This window comes from Ekhidna sp. (assembly GCF_965228795.1).
Classification (GTDB): Bacteria; Bacteroidota; Bacteroidia; order Cytophagales; family Cyclobacteriaceae; genus Ekhidna.
The window spans coordinates 42,195-61,904 of the sequence record NZ_OZ245839.1; the positions used below are offsets into that span (position 1 = coordinate 42,195).

The window sequence follows — 19,710 nt, forward strand, 5'->3', positions numbered from 1 at the left end:
TTAAGCTAATTTGATGATTTCCATTTCCTGATCTATTCCCTTGAGTTTCACTGCCCCTAATGAGGTGCCATTTTTTGCAAGGTGTTGGACATCCTTGTAAAAATGTGATGAAACTAACCAAGAACACTGATAATCTTTCGTCAATTGTTCCAGTCTCGCCGCAGTAATAACCGGAATTCCTGAAATCGAGAATTGCTGTCGGGTACTGTTACCAATATTCCCTGCAATGATTTCTCCATTGTGGATACCTATACCCACTTTGATTTCATCGCTCCAGTCAGACTTATTCATTTGACTCACTTTCGATAAGATATCCCTGGCTGCCTTAAAAGCATTTTCAGGAGTATCTCCATCCTGAGAGGCAAAAGAAGCCATGAGTCCATCCCCCATGATCTGATTAATCATACCATCATTATCGTGAATGCAGTCCATGATTGGTCCGAAAAATCGATTTTGAAATTTGTTTACCTCCTCCGGAGAAAGCGTTTGTACCCTTTTTGTAAAATCCCTGATGTCCAGAAATAGTACAGAGGCTTTTATTTTAAAGCTCGCCCCTCCTGATTCAGTAAGCGCCTGTACCACCTCCTTCGATACCTGTTTGCTAAATAAAGATTCTATCTGGTCTCTCTCCTCCTGTGTTTTAATGGCGACCGTCAATCGTTTGCTCAACTCATTTGCAACCAGTCCGGCACATGTACCCGCCAATAGAAACATAATCGCTTTCGTATAGTAAACAATCGACGGAAGCATAGAGGAAGTATCATAGTTTTCAAACGTCCAATAAATGATCACTCCATAAATCGTTGAGATCAGAAGCCCATTTAAAAAGCTTATCCAAAAATTTAAATAAAGGGCAGAAACGATGATTATTGGCACAAAAATGAAAATCAGCGGCGAGTCAAGAAAAATACCACTTCCTTCCCACCTGATGATGAAGAACAACCAAATGAAAGGCACCACAGAATCAGAAATCACTGAATAGTATTTATACCAAATAGGAAGCGGCTTCTCACAGTGAGCTATCTTACCAACCATCCATCTGGATATTAGGAGAATAACTACAAATATGGCGGAGGTATAGACGCCAAGTTTGATGCTAAGATCATCTAAAAAGGTGTCTGAGATGGTGGTAGGAAAGAAAACAATATTCGTTAGCAGCAGAATCAGTCCTATGATGAGAATGCCAATAAAAATCTCAAGCCGTCTCTTTTCGGTCTTTACGATTTCAAGATCTATGCATTTTTCTAAATCTTCTAGCTGCATGAACGCTTCTCTTTTGGCTGGATAAGTGTAATTTTAATAATACCGCAACTAATAAGACATTTTCAGGTCCTGTTGGTTCCCGTTTTTGTGGATTTGTTTATGAATATACGATTGATTTCAGAAGGAGATTTCGAAAAGCTATACCATACATTCAAGATAGCATTTTCTGATAATTCAGTGAAATTTCAACCCACGAAAGATGAATTCTCATATCGAATTCACAAGAAGCTACTATATAACATGGATATTTCCGCTGGTAGCTTTGATGGAGATGAAATGACTGGGTTTATACTTCACACGTCCAATTTTTATCAAGATATCCCCACAGCCTATAACGGAGGTACTGGAGTCCTGCCCGGATTTAGAAATCAGCATACTGCCGAGCGAATGTATGAGTTTCTTATTCCCAAAATTCAAAGCCAATTCTTAGCACGTATCTTGTTGGAAGTGGTAGAAAATAACCAAAAGGCTGTGTCGCTATATGAAAAAATAGGATTCACCTTCAAGCGGAGGTTTCATTGCTATAAGTTAGAAAAGGAATTTAAGACCCACTCTGAGATCAAAGTTGTGCAGGGAGATATCTCTGATGCCAATTTCATGTTCTCTGATTTTGAACCCTCATTCATCGATAGTTCTGAACACCTAAAAAGAGGCTTTGAAACTGTACTTCTCGCAAAAGAGGGAGACAAGGTATTAGGACATCTAATTTTTCAGCCCCATCTGGGAAGAATCTCGCAGATGGCTGTAGACAGATCACAACGTCAAAAAGGAGTAGGTGAAGCATTACTTTTTAAAGCTCAATCTGAAGCCAAAAAACCACTTACTATTATGAATATTCCTGATGATGAATTTGGCTTTGATGCTTTTCTGAAAAAATGCGGATTCCAAAATCAGGTGAACCAGTTTGAAATGGAATTGATAATTTAGGTGATGCTTTTTTCACAACTGCCGCATGCGATAGCTGGTGATCTTAATGTCTATTCTGATGTAGAAATCAGTCGATTTTCTATGGATTCCAGAAATTTAACAGGAGCCAGGCATGAAGTATTTGTGGCGATAAAAGGCAAGAGAGATGGGCACGATTTTGCTAAACATGCCTGGGAGAAGGGGGTTAGAAACTTTATTCTTCAACGCCCAATTGAGCTTGCGGATGCAAACACTTTCATTGTAGAGAATTCAGTCAAAGCGCTGCAGTTGATAGGTCTAAAACACAGATCTCAATTTGATGTTCCTGTCATTGCAATAACCGGAAGTAACGGTAAAACAACTGTAAAAGAGTGGCTATCTACGATCCTTTCCGAGCGATTTTTAGTGATAAAAAGTCCTAAAAGCTACAACTCGCAAATCGGAGTACCGCTATCGCTTTTGGAGATGAGAAACACTCATGATGTAGGTGTTTTTGAAGCCGGAATATCTAATAGTGGGGAAATGGAGAGTCTCCAAAAAATCATCCAACCTACCATTGGTATATTGACAAATATTGGTCAGGCGCATGACGATGGGTTTGACAGCATTGAGCATAAGCTTAAAGAAAAGATCAGCCTATTTTCTGATTGCGAAAAAGTGGTCTGCAGGAGTGATCAAGAACATTTTAGATTGATCGCTGATAAGTTGGGCGAAAAGATTGTTTCATGGAGTTTAAATGATAAATCTAACTACCAGGTGACCTGGAAAAACGGCTCCATAACCGTAAATAACATTGCCTTTATTATTGATTTTGACGGACTTACACAACTCGAAAATCTCACTCATGCTGTTGTGACCTCATTGGAACTGGGGCTTTCCCAAAAAGAAATTCAAAAGGGGCTCAATCTACTAGAAGGTATCCCAATGCGACTTGAATTGAAGAAAGGAATCAATGGGTGTTACATACTGGATGACTCTTACAACAACGATGAAGCCGGACTTAAAGTAGCCCTTGATTACTTAGAGTCTCATAAGGAAAACGAGAAAAAAACGCTAATACTCTCAGATCTGATGCACTCCGGTAAACCTGATAATGTACTGTATCAAGATATCGCCGATTTACTAGCTCGGAAAAACATTCATAGACTGATTGGCGTTGGCCCTCGAATTAGTGCCTCTGCCACTACCTTTTCAAAAGAATCATCTTTCTTTCAAAACACTGAAGACCTACTTGCAAACATGCCTGATTTTCAGGACGAGATGATTGTTGTAAAAGGTGCACGGAATTTTGAATTGGAAAAAGTAGTCTCCAGATTAGAAGCTACCAGCCATGGCACTGTCTTAGAGGTGAACTTTGAATCCCTTCAGTATAACCTAAACCAGTACCGATCATTACTAAAACCGGAAACTAAATTAATGGTGATGGTAAAGGCTAATGCATATGGAAGCGGTCTTTTAGAAGTCGCCAACTTTCTACAGCACCAACAAGTAGACATGTTAGGAGTCGCTTATGTGGATGAAGCTATTCAATTGAGGAAGAACGGAATTAACATTCCAATTATGATCATGAATCCTCATACTGAAAGCTTTGAACAATTTGAGCGTTTTGACTTGCAGGCAGAAATATTTAGCATATCCCATTTCAAAAGGATGCTAAAAGACACCTCTGATCATCCAAAAATTCACTTGAAAATTGATACCGGCATGCATCGGTTGGGATTTTCTCCAGATAAAATTGATGAACTTCTTAAGCTGCTTAAAGCAAACCCTCAGGTACAAGTTGAGGGAGTGTTTACTCATTTTTCCAGTGCCGATATTATTCAGGAAGATGACTATACTGAAAATCAGGCAAATCTTTTTCTGGATGCCTACCGTCGCATCTCCGATACATTAGGCTATCAACCCATCAAGCATGCTTGCAACTCTCCAGGTACCGTTCGATGGCCGCAATATCATTTTGATATGGTCAGGTTGGGTATTGGGCTACACGGGTTTGATCCGACCGGTCAGCTCAAGCTCAAACATACCAGTCAGTTAAAATCGATCGTATCACAAATACAACACCTCAAAGCTGGGGAAACTGTTGGGTATTCACGCAAAGGAAAAGTGACCAGAGATAGTAAAATCGCCATCATTCCAATCGGTTATGAAGACGGCTACCTCAGAGTATTTGGAAATGGAAATGCTACCATGAATGTCAATGGGACCTTATGTCCTACCATCGGCAATATTTGCATGGATATGACCATGATTGATGTCACCGATGGAAACGTTGAAGAAGGAGACCCTGTCCTTATATTCGGTGAGCACCCGGGAATCCAGGATTTGGCACAATGGGCCAATACCATTCCATATGAAATTCTCACCAATGTAAGTAACCGTGTAAAACGTGTCTTTATATCTGAATGACCATGACTAAAACCAAGCCTATCATCAAACTACGCAATGGCATCTACGGATTCTTTTGCATTGGAGTATCTCTTTATGCACTGTCTCATTTTTTCAGAGATGATTTTTATTCGTTTAAAATCAATGGAGCAGCGGATGCATCTATTTGGAGAGTTGCGTTTCATATGCATTTCATTGGAGGCGCTATTGCATTGGGGCTTGGCTGGACACAGTTCTTAAAAAACTTCAGGTCTAAGTACATTCAAATCCATCGGCGCATAGGTTACTTATATATTGTTGCAATCGTATTGATCAGCTCTCCAGCGGCATTCTACATGGCCATTTATGCCAATGGTGGATTCAATAATATACTGGGGTTTGGCATGATGGCCCTTTGCTGGTTTGCCTTTACCGTCCTGGCATTTAATCGCATTAAAGGTGGTGATATACAGGCTCATGAACGATGGATGATCAGAAGCTTTGCAGTAACATTGGGAGCGGTTACACTGCGGATATTTATGCCGTTGATGATTGTGGCAGGAGTGCCGGACACTGAAGCGTATCAAGCCATCTCATGGTTTTGCTGGGTTCCAAACTTATTTGTAGCAGAGTGGATCATTCAACGAAAATACCTATCCACCACACCCTAAAAATCGTTTAAAATCAACGTCTTCAGGAAAACCAGTCTCTTCCTTCTCCTCAGAGTTCTTCTTTGATTTCTCTTTTTTCTCTGCTTTCTCCTTATCTGTTTTTTTCTTTCCCATAAACTATTAAATGTAGTCTTCTATTTCTTTAACTCTATCTAACGACTAGGGTTATCTTTGCCGCATGCCTAAAAAAGACATTACCGATCTAAAAATTGGCGTCCTTGGTGGCGGTCAGCTTGGCCGCATGATGATCCAGTCAGCCATCGATTATAATTTAGATATTTCCATCCTTGATCCGGATGAGAATGCTCCCTGTGCCCATCTTGTTCAAAACTTCTCAGTAGGTAAACTCACTGATGAAGAGCTTGTCTATGAGTGGGGAAAACAGTTCGATTTAATAACGATTGAAATCGAAAATGTGAGTGTGTCTGCACTAAAAAAACTCCAGAAGGAAGGGGTAACTATATTCCCACAACCTCAGATCATTGAATTAATTCAAGACAAGAGAAAACAGAAAACATTTTATAAAGCCAATAGAATTCCTACCTCAGAGTTCGTCCTGACAGAAAATGCATCGGATGTGGCCAAGCATGCAGATATGATTCCTGCTGTAAATAAACTGGGCACGGAAGGGTATGATGGTAGAGGCGTTCAAATCATTCGCTCATCAGAAGATCTTAGCAAAGCATTTGATAAGCCCGGCTTACTTGAGAAGCTTATTGATTTTGAGAAAGAGTTAAGCGTTGTTGTTGCCAGAAATGAAAGAGGCGAGATGTCGTGCTTTCCAGTAGTGGAGCTTTCATATCACCCCGAGCATAATCTTGTGGAATTTTTATTCGCCCCGGCTCAGATCACAAGCGAGACCGAGGAAAAAGCATATAATCTTGCTAAAGATGTGATTGAGAAACTAGACATGGTTGGGCTGTTAGCGGTAGAAATGTTCTTAACTAAAGATGGCGAAATATTAGTCAATGAAGTAGCGCCACGTACACACAATTCCGGCCACCATACCATAGAAGCTAACCGCACCTCGCAATTTGAACAGCACCTACGCGCTATTTTGAATATGCCAATAGGGTCTACTGAGTTGATCACACCGGCAGCAATGGTCAATTTGTTAGGTGAAGATGGACATACCGGAAATGCTCAATATGAAGGTCTTGAGACATGCATGGGAATGAAAGGTGTTTATGTGCATCTTTATGGAAAGAAATTGACCAAGCCTTTCCGAAAGATGGGGCATGTGACAATCACCAGCGATGATATTGGTGAACTGAAGGATAAGGCACGAAAAGTAAAAAACACATTAAAAGTAAAAGCATAATGGCTTCACCTAAAGTTGGAATTATAATGGGGAGTAAATCTGATCTCCCTGTGATGCAACAAGCAGCTGATATTCTCAGTGAACTACAAGTTGAGTTTGAATTAACGATTGTATCTGCTCACAGAACCCCTCATCGTATGCTAGAATATGCAGAAGGTGCGAGAGACAAAGGGCTGCAAGTCATTATTGCAGGAGCTGGTGGCGCTGCTCATTTACCGGGCATGGTTGCTTCATTAACTACACTACCGGTTATCGGCGTGCCAGTAAAGTCAAGCAACTCCATTGACGGCTGGGACTCTATCCTTTCAATCCTTCAAATGCCGGGAGGTATCCCTGTGGCTACTGTGGCCCTGGATGGTGCTAAAAACGCCGGGATATTAGCAGCAGAAATTGTAGGTACTACCGATAGTGAAATTGCCGACAACCTCCAGAAATACAAAGACGCTCTGAGGGATAAAGTTATGGATAGTGTAAAAAGCCTGGAAAAATAGAACTATTCGTCTGCCGGCAGTTTTTCTTCAATGATTTCCTCAGGAGTTTCATCCTTAGGAAAAATCAATGACAATACGATAGCAAAAACCAGTGCCCCAATAATTACGCTGAACGATAAGTAGATTGGCACATGGATATCAAAAATCTCAGCCAGCATCTTGGCACCAATAAAGATTAGCACAATAGACAAGCCTTTCTGCAGTAGATAGAATTTATCCAGCACGTTTGCTAGCAAGAAGAACATTGCTCGTAGACCCATCACAGCAAAAATGTTTGATGTATAAATCACAAACTCATTTTGAGTAATGGCAAAAGCCGCTGGTATTGAGTCAACTGCAAATATTAAGTCGGTAGATTCGATAAGAATAATAACCAGGAATACCGGAGTAAAAAACAACTTTCCATTCTCTCTAAACCAAAACTTTCCGCCCTTATCTGATGTGCTCATAGGAAGCACTTTCTTGGCAGCTTTGAGAAGCGGGTTTTTCTCCGGCTCAAGTTCCATGTCGTCATCTTCACTAAACAGCTTGATTCCGGAATAAACCAAGAATACACCAAACACATAAAGGATCCAATGGAACTCCGCAATGAGTAACGCTCCAACAAAGATGAAGACCGCTCTAAAAACTATTGCACCTAGAATACCCCAAAAAAGAATGTTATGATAGTACTCTTCCTTGACATTGAAATAGCGCAGGATGAGCAGGATAACAAAAATATTGTCAACAGATAACGCTTTTTCTGTTACATAGGCAGAAAAGAACTCCAACGTGGCGGCTGGTCCTTCTCCATAGAAGTAAATCAAAGTGCCATATCCGACGGATACCAGCACCCAAAAAATTGATTGTTGAAGTGCCTCTTTTTGAGTAACCTTTTGATGTTTTTTATGGAAAACACCCAGATCAACAATCAGAAAGACAACAATAATAACACCGAAGACTCCAAAAAGGAGTCCCTCGTTCTGACCTGTAAATAAATTAAGCAACATTATTATAGGCGATTATTCTTAGAGGGCGCATTCCAAATTAAGCAATTCAGCACAAATAAAGAAAATTTTAGTCGATATAGAAGCCTCCATCATCAGTGCCCCATAAAGAAAAGGAGCCAAATGATAATTAAGACTGGTAAAAGGATCGGAATAGAGTATTTAATAATATAAGAAAAGAATGAAGGCATCTTAATACCTACTTGCTCTGCAATCGATTTTACCATGAAATTAGGGCCATTGCCAATATAAGTAAACGCTCCAAAGAAAACAGCACCAAGCGAAATGGCCATAAGATCAAGCAGTGAGTCTGGATACTCATTGTTTGCGAAGGCAATTACCTCTTGAATTTTATTTACATCAGCACCAACACTAGCCATGGAGGCCGTCAGGAAGTTTACATAGGTGGGTGCATTATCTAAAAAACCACTCAAAATTCCCGTTCCCCAGTACAGTGTACTTGGACGAATTAATTTTTCTCCTTCGGGCGATTGTGCAAATTCACTAACCAACTCAAGTGCCGGCATCATAGTAAAGAAGATGCCAATGAAAAGAAACGCTACTTCCCGAATAGGCTCAAAGCTGAATTCATTTCCCTGAATTGCCTGAAGGTCAGCGTATCTAAACGATCCAAATGCAGCTAACAGCATGATTATTTCCCTGATATAAGAAAACTTCTGCCCCATGTAGTTGATCCCAGGCACCCATTCAAATACATTAGGATCAAGGAATACTGCCCCAACCACAATAGCCAACCAAAGGAAATTACGTTTTCCCACGAGCTGAACCTTCCCGGTAGGTGGTTCTTCTTCCTCCTCATCCCCTCTCATAAGTGCGTAATTGGTCTTGTTTCTCACATCAAACAAAAAGAAGAAAACCAACAAGATGATACATGCAATGGCCCAGGGCACCAGATTATGAATCAGCGTCCACTCAAAAGGTATTCCTTTTAAGAACCCCAAAAACAAAGGTGGATCTCCTATTGGAGTTAAAGAACCTCCAACATTACTAACAATGAAAATGAAAAAGACGATGTGGTATGGTTTGATCCTGTTTTTGTTGAGTCGAATGAAAGGACGGATCAATAGCATGGATGCACCTGTTGTCCCAATGATATTAGCAATGACTGCACCAATTGCAAGGATGATAACATTCGTAAGCGGCCTGGCTTCCTTGTCTACTTTTATTAAAATCCCTCCTGAAGCCACAAAGAGCCCTGCTAATAGCGCGATAAACTGAACGTATTCCGCTGTAGAGTGAACCGGACTGTGGTGATTATGGAGGAAAAACAAATAGTAAATACAAACGACAAGAGCTAAAATGATAGATATTACCGGATAGCTCTTATGCCAAAAGTGGGGATAGAATAGCGGTCCGGTTGCTATCATGAGCAGTAGCAAAACGAACGGCAACACACTCCAAACAGCAGGCTTTATCGAAGCATGACCATCTTCATCGCCCGTATCATGATCCAATGTTTGGTGCGTTTCCTGTTGATCTTGTATAGGCACATTATCGCTTGCGTTGGCAAACGCGATCGTGCACATGAACAAACAAGCAACAAGAATTCTTTGGATCATCCTTAGGCGTTACAGATTAATACTAAGTTATCATTAGCAAAGAGAAAAACAAACCTACTTTAACTTATACCAGCTTATTTAATGAAATAGTAAAAGCGGTTTCAGCAAGGTTTACACGGGTGTTATTCTCTTTGTGGACAGCCTGTAAGGCATTTCCAATCGTTTTAGAGCAGTCATTAAAGATATCTGCATCTGTAAGCACATCATCATTTTTTGGATCCATTAAGAATGCAAATGTTCTTGCCATGCCACAGTTTGCGATGAAATCCGGTAAAAGAGAAACCTTCTTATCAACAAATTCCGCAATTGGTCCGTAGAAAATTTCCGTATCATTAAATGGAACGTTAGCACCACAAGACACAACTTCCAAGTCATTATTAATCATCGCCTCCGCCTGATCCTTTGATACCAATCTAGAGGCAGCTGCAGGAATAAATACCTCTGCGCCCATCTCCCAAATTTTCTGATTCACCTCTTCAAAAGGGATAAGATTATCTGCGACAAGCTTATTTCCTTCTTTGTCATGGAAAAGCTTCTTGATCTCATCCAACGAGTAGCCATCAGGGTTTATAAGCCCACCTACCCGATCAATGATGCCAACTATTTTCACTCCGTATTTGGCAAGGTAGAGTGCAGCAGTGGACCCTACATTTCCCCATCCCTGGATGATTGCTCTTTTTTCTGTGATGTCTCCTCCCCAAATCTGATAATAATGTCTTACTGCCTCAGCTACACCATATCCGGTGATCATGTCAGCCACCACATATTTCTTCGGCGAGTCAGGCACGTATTCCTGATCCTCCAATACTTTTGAAACACCTTGTCTTAAGCGGCCTAGCATATGGATTTTTGTGGGCTTACGAGGATTATAATGTCCATTTACTATCCCTTCCTGTGGGTGCCAAAGACCAAAGTCCTCGGTAATTGGAATTACTTCATGAATCTCATCTACGTTTAGATCACCACCTGTGCCATAATAGTTCTTTAAAAGAGGGTACACCGCATGGTACCATCTTTTTAGCACTCCTTCTTTTCGTGGGTCATTAGGATCGAAATTAATCCCTGATTTTGCTCCACCGATCTGCGGGCCTGAAACCGTGAACTTAATTTCCATGGTTTTAGCCAGGGATTCAACTTCCCGCTTATCCAGACCTTTTCTCATCCGAGTACCACCACCGGCAGCTCCACCTCTTAATGAGTTGATGACAACCCAGCCTTCAGCATCGGTTTCAGGATCTGACCATTCAAAAACAATTTCAGGTTTCTTATTTTCAAATTTGTTAAGGAGTTCTTTCATTGTGAGTTGTTGAATATTTTGAGGGCGCAAATCTAATCATTACGGAAGATGAATCACACCAGATGAGCTGTCTTCTGAAGCCCCCGTAGTAGAAGAAAGCACGTTCACCTCCCCTATCAGCCGTTTTAAGCCTAAAAACGCAAAGACAATAGCTTCTTTAAACTCAACAAGTTTTGGATCCGGAACAATGATCTCCCAAGAAGAAAGCTCTTTCTTCAAAAGGTCAATTAAATAAGTGTTAAATGCCCCGCCTCCGGTAACTAGCAGTCTGTTTCCCTTGTTTTTGAGGTCCTTGCTGATCTGCCTGGCAATGAAATGACTATAGGTATGCAAGCCTTGAATGGGATCAATAGATGATAAAAATTCTTCTTTCAGGTAATTATTGGCTAATGATTTCGGTGGCGCTTCTGAAAAAAAGTTTAATTGAGTTAACTGATTATAAAAATCAAGATCAAACTCTCCCGCTTTAGCTAACCTACCATCTTTATCATATTCTTGCCCGAGCTGATTTGAGAAGTAATTCAAAACCTGGTTGCATGGACATATATCCCAGGCCGTTTGGTTCTTTTTTATGGAAACATTGCAAATTCCACCGAGGTTAAGACATGCATCATAATCCGGGAACAAATGAAAGTCACCGAAAGGCACCAATGGTGCTCCCTGCCCACCCAATCTTATGTCCTCAGCTCTAAAATCAGTAACTGTTGTTGCTCGTGTATTTTTTGCGATCAATTCACCATTGCCCAATTGCCAGCTAATTCCCTTCTTAGGTTCATGAATTACAGTGTGACCGTGGATAGCCAATAAATCAACTTGATGAATTCCAAAAGTGATAATTTGGTTAGAAATCCACTGCCCAAAATCATCATCCAGCTTTAATTGATCCTGATGAGTAAGCACCGGTGATTTACTCAGACGTTCTTCCAATTCTTTATGATAAGGTATCGTCGTGCCATCAAGCAGTTCAAAACCCCAGCCTACTTCATCACAATTAAACTTAACCAAAGCAAGATCTAATCCATCCATTGAGGATCCTGCCATAGCACCGATTACACGATAGGTGGATTTTTTCATTTCCTTTGCGTTGTGACAAATAATACTGAAGTAATATTAGTTGATGTTGGGAACAGCTCCATTAAAATAACGCAAGTTATTGACGGTCAATTTAGCACTACTGAAAAAGTCTCAGACTTCAAGGAGCTCGCTTCATTACATGAATCATCTCCTATGATCATTTCCTCGGTTAGGAAATTACCTGCTGATATTCTTGGAAGACCCGAGACGATCATTTTAAGCCATAAAACTCCTTTGCCCATTAGGTTAGATTATGAAACTCCTGAAACCTTAGGGGCTGATCGAATTGCTGCGGCTGTGGGAGCTCATGAACTGTTTCCTGATAAAGACAACTTGGTCATTGATTTTGGAACGTGCATGACCATTGACCTGATAGATAAAACGGGAGTGTTTCGGGGTGGAATTATTTCCCCCGGGTTGAGAATGCGAATGAATGCCATGTCTCATTTTACAGATCAGCTCCCGGATATTTCAGAAGAGTGGCAAACATTAGCCTCCGGCGACCTGGGAAAAACAACAAAAGAATGCCTTTACAGTGGATCTTTTTGGGGGATTATTCATGAAATAAATGGCGTTTTAAGGACATTAAGTAAAGATTTCACAAGTCTTAACACGATTATCTCAGGCGGAGACGCTCATTTCTTTGAATCCAAACTAAAAGCTCACATCTTTGCTGGCTCAAAAATTGTGCAGAAGGGTCTATACCGAATTTGGAAGTATCAGTAGTAATGAAAAGGATAATAGCTGGGATTGCCTGTTGTTTATTGTTTGGGCAGTTAGCTCAGTCACAGTCAGTATACTCATTTCAGGGCCTTGGTAGCTTAAACCACCAAGGTATGCCTAATAATGTGGCGCAAGGTGAAATAGGAATAGGCACTCCAACCATCTGGCACATTAATAGTCAAAACCCGGCAAACCTCGTATATAATACATTTAGCACATTTCAGCTGGGCTTAAATGTAGACCGAAGAAATTTTTCCGGAGAAGACATTTCCGGGAGCGGAACTGATGGTGGTTTGCGTTTCTTGGGTTATGCTTTTCCAATCATGGCCGGAAAGTGGTCGTCTTCATTTGGAATACTTCCCTACAGCTCAGTAAGCTATAATACTTTTTCGGAGGGAGAAATACCCGGAACCAATGGCTCTGTTAGTCAGGTGTCCGATAACAGAGGAGAAGGTGGATTGACCAATTTCTATTGGTCGAATGGTTTCAGAATAAAAGAAAAGCTGTTAGTGGGCCTAAAGATGAATTACACATTCGGGTCTATCAAAAAGACATCCATTATCTCAATTGGTGGCACAGATGTTCCTTTTAGTGCTGCTACTTATGAAGAATTAGAGTCATATTCTGACTTCAATTTTCTTTTTGGCCTGGGCTATCGTCACAAAATGACCGAAGAAAAATATTTGAATTTTGGGGCTACCTATTCTCCAAAGAGTCCAATCAATGGCAATTCAGAACTTTCATTGATTCGCTTGTCTACTTCAGGATCTGAGCTGGAAACTGTTGAAGTTGGAACAGAAAGTATTCAGTTTGACTTACCTCAAACATTTGGTTTTGGCGTTTCTTATCAGAAGCTAAACCACTATACCATCGGGGCTGATATGGAATTTAGTGGATGGAGTAAGGCCGGAAGTCCTACTGCATTGTACAACAATTCATTCAAGATTGCAGTGGGGGGAGAGTACACTCCGGACTATGATGACGTTAATTCGTATTGGAGACGCATCAAATATGCGGCAGGTTTTAACTATCAGAAATTGCCATATATCGTAAATGATCAGGCACTTATAGATTTTGGTATTAATTTTGGTGCCTCTTTACCAGTTAGTGGCTTTTCAAGTTTAGATGTTGCCTTTAAATATGGCCAGCTTGGAGAATCATCTAATGGACTTATTAAGGAAACCTATTATAAAGTTGTTATAGGGGCAACCATTAACGACAGATGGTTCATAAAAAGAAAGTATGACTAGCAAAATGTGAGTTATGAAGACGATTACTAAAATACTCGGGTTAACTTTTTTCCTATCAATCGCTATAGGAGCTAACGCCCAAAATGGCTGGAACTGGGGAGAGCAGGTGGATATAGCCAAAGAAAAGAATGTTCTTTACACGGATGCCAAAAAGGCCAAAAATTATGAAGCAGCTTTAGCGCCTCTCAATTGGCTCCTTGAAAACACTCCAGACCTTAATCCTTCCATTTATATAAATGGAGTGGATATCTATCAAGCATTAGCAGAAAAAGAGACTGATGCAGCAAAAAAAGAAGAGTACATTCAAAAAGGTTTGAGACTCTTTGACAAAAGGATGGAAGTGTATCCGGAAGACAAAGCAGATATACAAGAGAGAAAAGCAATATATGCATATAGCTTTTACAGAAAGGATAAAGAGCAGTACTTCAATGTTTATGAATACTTCAAAGAAGCATTTGAATTGAATGGCTCTGACCTGAGAAGAGGTTCTTTAGTTGCTTATATGGACATGGTGTACAAGAACTACTTGTATAAAAGACTTACGGATGAAATAGTTATTAATACTTATTCCGAAATATCCGAAGCTTTGGCTAAGCAAAAACAGAATGCTAGTGAATCTCAACGCAAAAAAATAGACAGTTCTGCAGATCTAGTTGACAGACTTTTAACTGCAACGAAGGTTGAGATTAGCTGTGATTTCGTAGAGGAGAGACTAGGTCCTAAACTTGATGATGGCGATGATCTGAACATGGCTAAAAAGATTTTTGGACTAATGTTGAAAGGTAAGTGTTTAGATAGTCCACTTGCTTTGAAAGCAGCAGGAATTGTGCAAGCAAACGAACCCACATACGGTGTTGCTAAATTCATGGCACAGAAAAACGGACAAGATGGTAACGATGCAAAAGCAATTGAATATTTCGGGGAAGCGGCTGGACTGACTGATGACAACTCTGAGAAAGCTGAAATGTACGTGAACATTGCCCGAATTCATATGAAGAATGGTCAAAAGTCTACCGCAAGAAACAGTGCTAGAAGAGCACTTTCATTCGATCCTTCTTATAAAGATGCGTACAAGCTTATTGGTGACTTATATATGAGTAGTTTCGACATCTGCAAAGAGGAAAAAAGCCAGGTACAAGACCGAGCTGTTTTTATTGCTGCATACAATGAATACAAAAAGGCTGGTAACTCACAAGCTATGGCTGCTGCAAAAGCTCAGTTCCCATCGATTGAGGATATCTTCAATGAAAATATGGAAGAGGGTCAGTCTATTACCATCGGATGTTGGATCAATGTGACTGTTGCACTTGAAAGAAGACCTGCAAACTAATATCAAGCTAACGATACACATAATTGCGACCTTGAAAGCGTTTCAAGGTCGCTTTTTCTTTATTATCCTATGGGTGGTGCTCCTGGCATGCAGTCAGCGTAAAGATCTGATTGATGCGCCTTTATACGAAGGTCCACTTTCATCTATGGATAGCTCTATCACATTTGTAAGCGACTCAGGGATTGTGGTCATGAAACTTAATTCAGACGTTCAGAATAATTTCGAGAACGGAGACCAGGAGTGGCCGGAAGGGTTCTATGTCGAATGGTTCAATAGCAAAGGACAGGTCACAAGCTATTTTAGGGCTAACTATGTTTATTTTACTCAAGAGGAAAACCTCTATCGCGCTGAAGGCAATGTCATTGTGAAGAGTTTAGCTAAGAATGATGAATTAAAGACCGAAGAGTTATTCTGGAGTCAAAGAGAGGAAAAATTTTACACGGAAAAGTTTGTGACCATCAAGTCTGAAGATGAAGTGCATACCGGAGAAGGAATGGAGTCTAATCAGGATTTTACTGAATATAGAATCTTAAAACCTAGTGGAACGTTTACACTCGAAGATGATCCAAACAGATCCCAACAAAGAGATATTCCGCTAACTCCACGACCGAAAAAACAATGAAACTGTTCGATATCATTTTATTCGTTCTTGTATTCGTTACCTTCATTGTAGGAGTAGACCAAGCAATAGTTGTAGGGTTGGCAGAGTCCTATTGGATTTTTATGTTTAGTCTGACCCTCTTATTTTTATACGGATATCGCAAAGGCCAAAGACAAACCCGAGAGAAGGAAGCACTAAAAAAGTCTTCCAACAAACAAAAGAAAAAGAAGCGAAAGCATGGATGATCCGCTCCCCTATTTGATCATACTTCTCTGTTTATTCTTCTCAGCGTTTTTTTCAGGAATGGAAATAGCGTTTGTGTCGGCTGACAAGCTCCACATAGAAGTACTAAAGAAGAAAGGCACCTTTGCCGGACGTATTTTAGCACTGTTTACAGGAAATCAATCTCAGTTTCTGGCCACCATGCTGGTAGGAAATAACATTGCCCTGGTACTTTATGGTATTTACATGGCTGGACTCCTTGAACCCTGGGTAGCTTCATTTTTGGAAATGTTCATTGGTTCCTCCTCCGATGTATTGGTGCTTATCATTCAATCTGTACTTTCGACAGCCCTGGTGCTGCTTACAGCAGAATTTCTTCCAAAGAGTCTCTTCCTGATCAATCCGGACTTTTCACTTAGACTGTTTGCCATCCCAATGGGAGTCATCTATGTGTTAATGTATCCGGTAGTCTTTCTAATCGTTAAAATTTCATCGGTATTTATCTGGATGTTCGGTTATAGGCTTTCGGATGAAAAGCCGGTTTTTGGTCTGACGGATTTAAATAATTACATCAAAAACAACATTCTCAACATTAAAGATGAGGAGGAAGCGGAGATTGATGCGAAGATTTTCAATAATGCCATTGAGTTTAAGACTATCAAGGTGCGGGAATGCATGATCCCAAGAACAGAAATTATCGCTGTAGATGTTAACGATCCCATAGAAGATCTAAAAAAACAGTTTGTTGAAAGCGGACATTCAAAGATTCTCGTTTACAAGGAATCAATCGATGAGGTGATTGGCTACTGCCATGCGTTGGAGTTGTTTAAAAAACCGGATGAGGTAAAAAATATTTTAACAGAAATTCCAATCGTGCCGGAGACCATGCTTGCAAATGAGCTTTTGATTCAGTTCATCACGGATCGAAAGAGTTTGGCTTTGGTGGTAGATGAATACGGGGGAACATCAGGTCTGGTGAGTATTGAAGATGTGATTGAGGAGATATTTGGCGAGATCCGTGATGAGCATGACGATGAGTATTTAACTGAGCAGCAGTTGGACGAATACAACTTTATCTTCAGTGCCCGGCATGAAATCGACTACCTCAATGATCGATACGAACTTTCTCTTCCCGAGGGAGAATACGACACCCTTGGAGGACTTATTTTCGCTTACCATGAAGACATACCTGAAGTTAATGAGGTGATAGAGATACCTCCATTTATTATTACGATTTTCACCATGGAGGAGAATCGAATTGATAAAGTGAAGTTGACATTGATCAATACTGAAGAGCTGGTGTAAAATGAATGTGGTCTACGCATGTATTAGGTTGCTCATGCGTTTTTCGCTTCGGTTGTATTTCCATAAAATAAAGATTGAGGGGATTGAGAATGTACCAAAAAATGTACCCCTTCTTGTTACTCCCAACCATCAAAATGCACTATTAGATCCTTTACTTGTAGGAGCTTTCATCCCAATTCCACTTCATTATTTAACCCGCTCAGACGTATTCAACAAGTGGACAAGTCCACTATTGAAGCTGATAAATATGATGCCGATCTATCGTATTCGAGACGGCTATTCCAAGCTCTCCCAAAATGATCAGGTCTTCGATGCATGCTTCAATATTTTTAAGCAAAACCAATCGGTACTCATATTTGCTGAGGGCAATCACGGAAAAGAATACTATTTGAGACCACTGACCAAGGGAGCTGCCCGTCTTGCCATACAATCTCAGCTTCAGTTAGATGAAAAGCTTCACATATTGCCCGTTGGGCTAAATTTCTTCGAGCATCGAAAATCTCAATCCACGGTGTTGATCAAGTTCGGAGAGCCCGTTGCAGTTAGTCCGTTTGTTTCAGGTTTTGAACAGCAGCAGGCAAAGGGCTTAATAGCCATGCGAGAGGCAATCAGCAAGGCAATGAAGTTAACACTGGTGATACCCGAGGAAACTGCTGACTATGAAGAAAGGAAGCAATTGATCTTTCAGCGAAAACATGAAGCATTGTCATTCGATGAGCTGAAAAACCTGAATATCAAAGAAACCTCTTATGTAAAAAGGAAGCCTAAAAAACACCGACTAGCAAGATTTCTGAATCCCTTACCATTCTATATTATCGGTAGAAAACTTCGAAAAACGGATGATGTGGTTTTTCATGCAACGTTCAAATTATCCATCGGATTGATTGCTTTTCCTTTATGGTGGTTGACAGTTTTTTTGTTGCTTTCACTGACTGTGGGAATTAATATTGGCATCTTGGCGGTTATAGTAATGGTTTTAGGACTGTTCTATAGTTATCAACGATGATTGAAATCACTAACTACCTACCCAAACATGCTCAGGCATTCAAGGAATTAAATGAGGCATGGATCAATCAATACTTTGAGATGGAGGATTCAGACAGACACATGCTCAGCGATCCTCAAGGCTACATTCTGGACAAAGGAGGAGCTATTTTAATTGCTACATTAAATGGAAACCCCATAGGAACCTGTGCGCTGATTAAAATGAAAGACAAAACCTTTGAGTTGGCGAAGATGGCTGTTTCCCCTGAGGCTCAGGGAAAGAAAATCGGCTGGAAAATAGGCCTGGCAACCATTGAAAAAGCGAAAGAACTTGGAGCAGACACCATTTATCTCGAAACAAACACTGTGTTAAAACCAGCCATCAACTTGTATAAGAAATTGGGATTTAAGGATGTGGAAGGATATTGCTCTCCCTATGCACGATGTAATGTGCAAATGGAATTGAAGCTTTAACGCCTGCTTTTTAAAAACTTACTTCGGTCATAGATCAGCGTTCCCTTGCTATCCCACTCCCTCACAATGTATGGGTCAAACTCAAAATTGAAAGGATCTTTCGGATACATGACTTCCCTTTTTACACGGCCTCCATCATAATACTCTCTCCATAATTCAACTTTATGACCAAATTTATAATTACCACGAACTGCCACTGATCCATCTTCGTGGAAGGCCCAGTACTCACCATCTCGTTCTCCAAAATGAACCGGAATCACCTCTTTCAATTTGGTTTTCTTAAAGTCATAATAGGCCAATTTCGATTCTTGAGGCCAACCTTTCCACCAGTAAGATTTATCCTGAAGAATGTCATGCCTGTTGAACCGCACCCACCTTCTATGTTTGAGTCCTCTATAGTACCAACCCTCCTCGATTACCTGGTCTCCGAGCATTTTTTTGTACGGTCCATGTAGCACTCCGGCATTGCGCTTGTCTACACGTAAGGAGTTGATGATTTTCTTTTTCTTATAATCAAACCAATAAAAGTCCGAGGCATATTCCGGCGGACCTTCGTATTCTTTTAGAACATTAAAAATCTCAAAGATGACGTCATTACCAAATCCGGATCGCGCGAATGCTTTTTTTGTTTTGATCCCAAAGTAGACGTTTTTCTTTTTCTTCTTTTTCTTTTGTTTGACCGGCTCTATTTCTGCGTCTTCCTTCTCTTCTGCTTCTAAATCAAGCGTGAGTGGTGTATCATAGTCGACCTTGAATATGTCTTCTAGCGACTCCCCATCCTGAGCAAAAACAGAAAGCCCCATAAACATGAGGCTAACTATTATTAATATTTTAATCTGAATTTTCATCCAGCTGTGTATCGTTT

20 protein-coding genes are annotated in these 19,710 nt (G+C 40.4%); 13 read left to right on the plus strand and 7 right to left on the minus strand.

All coding sequences use genetic code 11. The annotated features are described in order from the left end of the window. Positions 1 to 1,263 (minus strand): adenylate/guanylate cyclase domain-containing protein, encoded by a 1,263-nt coding sequence (locus tag ACQK2H_RS00120; RefSeq protein ID WP_425389439.1) that lies wholly within the window; start codon positions 1,261 to 1,263, stop codon positions 1 to 3. 99 nt (positions 1,264 to 1,362) lie between these two features. Here ACQK2H_RS00120 and ACQK2H_RS00125 point away from each other — a divergent pair, with 99 nt between their 5' ends. Genes ACQK2H_RS00125 through ACQK2H_RS00135 form a run of 3 tightly spaced genes read left to right on the plus strand, consistent with a single transcriptional unit; the run spans position 1,363 to position 5,207 of the window. Continuing rightward, on the plus strand, positions 1,363 to 2,190 hold the full coding sequence (locus ACQK2H_RS00125; RefSeq protein WP_425389440.1) for a GNAT family N-acetyltransferase: 828 nt from the start codon (positions 1,363 to 1,365) through the stop codon (positions 2,188 to 2,190). Between the two features lie 3 nt (positions 2,191 to 2,193). Next, positions 2,194 to 4,578, plus strand: a complete 2,385-nt coding sequence (locus ACQK2H_RS00130) for a bifunctional UDP-N-acetylmuramoyl-tripeptide:D-alanyl-D-alanine ligase/alanine racemase (RefSeq protein WP_425389441.1) — start codon at positions 2,194 to 2,196, stop codon at positions 4,576 to 4,578. Positions 4,579 to 4,580: 2 nt separating this feature from the next. After that, on the plus strand, positions 4,581 to 5,207 hold the full coding sequence (locus ACQK2H_RS00135) for a DUF2306 domain-containing protein (protein ID WP_425389442.1): 627 nt from the start codon (positions 4,581 to 4,583) through the stop codon (positions 5,205 to 5,207). Here ACQK2H_RS00135 and ACQK2H_RS00140 read toward each other — a convergent pair. After that, positions 5,190 to 5,321 carry a hypothetical protein gene (locus ACQK2H_RS00140; protein WP_425389443.1) on the minus strand — a complete coding sequence of 44 codons (132 nt, stop codon included), beginning with the start codon at positions 5,319 to 5,321 and terminating at the stop codon, positions 5,190 to 5,192. The two genes, ACQK2H_RS00135 and ACQK2H_RS00140, sit on opposite strands and share 18 nt — an antisense overlap. 64 nt (positions 5,322 to 5,385) lie before the next feature. Here ACQK2H_RS00140 and ACQK2H_RS00145 point away from each other — a divergent pair, with 64 nt between their 5' ends. Both ACQK2H_RS00145 and purE read left to right on the plus strand, forming a co-directional pair. Next, positions 5,386 to 6,528, plus strand: coding sequence for a 5-(carboxyamino)imidazole ribonucleotide synthase (locus ACQK2H_RS00145; protein ID WP_425389444.1), 1,143 nt, complete (start codon positions 5,386 to 5,388; stop codon positions 6,526 to 6,528). Then, the gene (gene purE, locus ACQK2H_RS00150; RefSeq protein ID WP_425389445.1) at positions 6,528 to 7,019 is read left to right on the plus strand and encodes a 5-(carboxyamino)imidazole ribonucleotide mutase; all 492 of its coding nucleotides are present in this window, start codon (positions 6,528 to 6,530) and stop codon (positions 7,017 to 7,019) included. Before ACQK2H_RS00145 ends, purE begins: the two co-directional genes overlap by 1 nt. A gap of 2 nt (positions 7,020 to 7,021) precedes the next feature. Here purE and ACQK2H_RS00155 read toward each other — a convergent pair whose 3' ends face one another. The 4 genes from ACQK2H_RS00155 to ACQK2H_RS00170 all read right to left on the minus strand — a co-directional run bounded on the left by ACQK2H_RS00155 (position 7,022) and on the right by ACQK2H_RS00170 (position 11,956). Next, complete coding sequence (locus tag ACQK2H_RS00155) at positions 7,022 to 8,008, minus strand: TerC family protein (protein ID WP_425389446.1); 987 nt, start codon at positions 8,006 to 8,008, stop codon at positions 7,022 to 7,024. A 92-nt stretch (positions 8,009 to 8,100) separates the two neighbouring features. Then, complete coding sequence (locus ACQK2H_RS00160) at positions 8,101 to 9,585, minus strand: sodium:proton antiporter (RefSeq protein WP_425389447.1); 1,485 nt, start codon at positions 9,583 to 9,585, stop codon at positions 8,101 to 8,103. A gap of 64 nt (positions 9,586 to 9,649) precedes the next feature. Then, positions 9,650 to 10,882: a Glu/Leu/Phe/Val dehydrogenase dimerization domain-containing protein gene (locus ACQK2H_RS00165; protein ID WP_425389448.1), complete on the minus strand. Its 1,233-nt coding sequence runs from the start codon at positions 10,880 to 10,882 to the stop codon at positions 9,650 to 9,652. A 39-nt stretch (positions 10,883 to 10,921) separates the two neighbouring features. After that, positions 10,922 to 11,956 (minus strand): anhydro-N-acetylmuramic acid kinase, encoded by a 1,035-nt coding sequence (locus tag ACQK2H_RS00170; protein WP_425389449.1) that lies wholly within the window; start codon positions 11,954 to 11,956, stop codon positions 10,922 to 10,924. A 12-nt stretch (positions 11,957 to 11,968) separates the two neighbouring features. On the opposite strand from ACQK2H_RS00170, the gene ACQK2H_RS00175 reads away from it, so the two are divergent. From ACQK2H_RS00175 to ACQK2H_RS00210, 8 genes are read left to right on the plus strand one after another with little or no spacing between them, the layout of a single operon-like run. Further along, positions 11,969 to 12,682: a type III pantothenate kinase gene (locus tag ACQK2H_RS00175; protein ID WP_425389450.1), complete on the plus strand. Its 714-nt coding sequence runs from the start codon at positions 11,969 to 11,971 to the stop codon at positions 12,680 to 12,682. 2 nt (positions 12,683 to 12,684) lie between these two features. Then, a complete protein-coding gene (locus tag ACQK2H_RS00180; protein ID WP_425389451.1) occupies positions 12,685 to 13,929 on the plus strand; it encodes a hypothetical protein in 1,245 nt (414 codons plus the stop codon). A 13-nt stretch (positions 13,930 to 13,942) separates the two neighbouring features. Then, a complete protein-coding gene (locus tag ACQK2H_RS00185) occupies positions 13,943 to 15,259 on the plus strand; it encodes a hypothetical protein (RefSeq protein WP_425389452.1) in 1,317 nt (438 codons plus the stop codon). A 31-nt stretch (positions 15,260 to 15,290) separates the two neighbouring features. Beyond that, on the plus strand, positions 15,291 to 15,881 hold the full coding sequence (gene lptC / locus ACQK2H_RS00190; RefSeq protein ID WP_425389453.1) for an LPS export ABC transporter periplasmic protein LptC: 591 nt from the start codon (positions 15,291 to 15,293) through the stop codon (positions 15,879 to 15,881). Further along, complete coding sequence (locus ACQK2H_RS00195) at positions 15,878 to 16,105, plus strand: hypothetical protein (RefSeq protein WP_425389454.1); 228 nt, start codon at positions 15,878 to 15,880, stop codon at positions 16,103 to 16,105. The genes lptC and ACQK2H_RS00195 overlap by 4 nt, the downstream gene beginning before the upstream one ends. Further along, positions 16,098 to 17,387, plus strand: coding sequence for a hemolysin family protein (locus ACQK2H_RS00200; protein ID WP_425389455.1), 1,290 nt, complete (start codon positions 16,098 to 16,100; stop codon positions 17,385 to 17,387). Before ACQK2H_RS00195 ends, ACQK2H_RS00200 begins: the two co-directional genes overlap by 8 nt. 1 nt (position 17,388) lies before the next feature. After that, positions 17,389 to 18,393 (plus strand): lysophospholipid acyltransferase family protein, encoded by a 1,005-nt coding sequence (locus tag ACQK2H_RS00205; protein WP_425389456.1) that lies wholly within the window; start codon positions 17,389 to 17,391, stop codon positions 18,391 to 18,393. Next, positions 18,390 to 18,845: a GNAT family N-acetyltransferase gene (locus ACQK2H_RS00210; protein ID WP_425389457.1), complete on the plus strand. Its 456-nt coding sequence runs from the start codon at positions 18,390 to 18,392 to the stop codon at positions 18,843 to 18,845. The genes ACQK2H_RS00205 and ACQK2H_RS00210 overlap by 4 nt, the downstream gene beginning before the upstream one ends. On the opposite strand, the gene ACQK2H_RS00215 is transcribed toward ACQK2H_RS00210, so the two are convergent. Beyond that, entirely contained in the window at positions 18,842 to 19,693 is an 852-nt protein-coding gene (locus ACQK2H_RS00215; RefSeq protein WP_425389458.1) for a toxin-antitoxin system YwqK family antitoxin, read from the minus strand. The two genes, ACQK2H_RS00210 and ACQK2H_RS00215, sit on opposite strands and share 4 nt — an antisense overlap. Positions 19,694 to 19,710 lie beyond the last annotated feature (17 nt).

Bases quoted from the DNA above. Each gene is read 5' to 3' on its own strand.
- ACQK2H_RS00130 (WP_425389441.1), top strand. From the start codon at position 2,194: ATGCTTTTTTCACAACTGCCGCATGCGATAGCTGGTGATCTTAATGTC.
- ACQK2H_RS00155 (WP_425389446.1), bottom strand. From the start codon at position 8,008: ATGTTGCTTAATTTATTTACAGGTCAGAACGAGGGACTCCTTTTTGGA.
- ACQK2H_RS00170 (WP_425389449.1), bottom strand. From the start codon at position 11,956: ATGAAAAAATCCACCTATCGTGTAATCGGTGCTATGGCAGGATCCTCA.
- ACQK2H_RS00120 (WP_425389439.1), bottom strand. From the start codon at position 1,263: ATGCAGCTAGAAGATTTAGAAAAATGCATAGATCTTGAAATCGTAAAG.
- ACQK2H_RS00140 (WP_425389443.1), bottom strand. From the start codon at position 5,321: ATGGGAAAGAAAAAAACAGATAAGGAGAAAGCAGAGAAAAAAGAGAAA.
- ACQK2H_RS00135 (WP_425389442.1), top strand. From the start codon at position 4,581: ATGACTAAAACCAAGCCTATCATCAAACTACGCAATGGCATCTACGGA.
- ACQK2H_RS00145 (WP_425389444.1), top strand. From the start codon at position 5,386: ATGCCTAAAAAAGACATTACCGATCTAAAAATTGGCGTCCTTGGTGGC.
- ACQK2H_RS00125 (WP_425389440.1), top strand. From the start codon at position 1,363: ATGAATATACGATTGATTTCAGAAGGAGATTTCGAAAAGCTATACCAT.
- ACQK2H_RS00215 (WP_425389458.1), bottom strand. From the start codon at position 19,693: ATGAAAATTCAGATTAAAATATTAATAATAGTTAGCCTCATGTTTATG.
- purE (WP_425389445.1), top strand. From the start codon at position 6,528: ATGGCTTCACCTAAAGTTGGAATTATAATGGGGAGTAAATCTGATCTC.
- ACQK2H_RS00195 (WP_425389454.1), top strand. From the start codon at position 15,878: ATGAAACTGTTCGATATCATTTTATTCGTTCTTGTATTCGTTACCTTC.
- ACQK2H_RS00210 (WP_425389457.1), top strand. From the start codon at position 18,390: ATGATTGAAATCACTAACTACCTACCCAAACATGCTCAGGCATTCAAG.
- ACQK2H_RS00185 (WP_425389452.1), top strand. From the start codon at position 13,943: ATGAAGACGATTACTAAAATACTCGGGTTAACTTTTTTCCTATCAATC.
- ACQK2H_RS00165 (WP_425389448.1), bottom strand. From the start codon at position 10,882: ATGAAAGAACTCCTTAACAAATTTGAAAATAAGAAACCTGAAATTGTT.
- ACQK2H_RS00180 (WP_425389451.1), top strand. From the start codon at position 12,685: ATGAAAAGGATAATAGCTGGGATTGCCTGTTGTTTATTGTTTGGGCAG.
- ACQK2H_RS00200 (WP_425389455.1), top strand. From the start codon at position 16,098: ATGGATGATCCGCTCCCCTATTTGATCATACTTCTCTGTTTATTCTTC.
- ACQK2H_RS00160 (WP_425389447.1), bottom strand. From the start codon at position 9,585: ATGATCCAAAGAATTCTTGTTGCTTGTTTGTTCATGTGCACGATCGCG.
- ACQK2H_RS00205 (WP_425389456.1), top strand. From the start codon at position 17,389: ATGAATGTGGTCTACGCATGTATTAGGTTGCTCATGCGTTTTTCGCTT.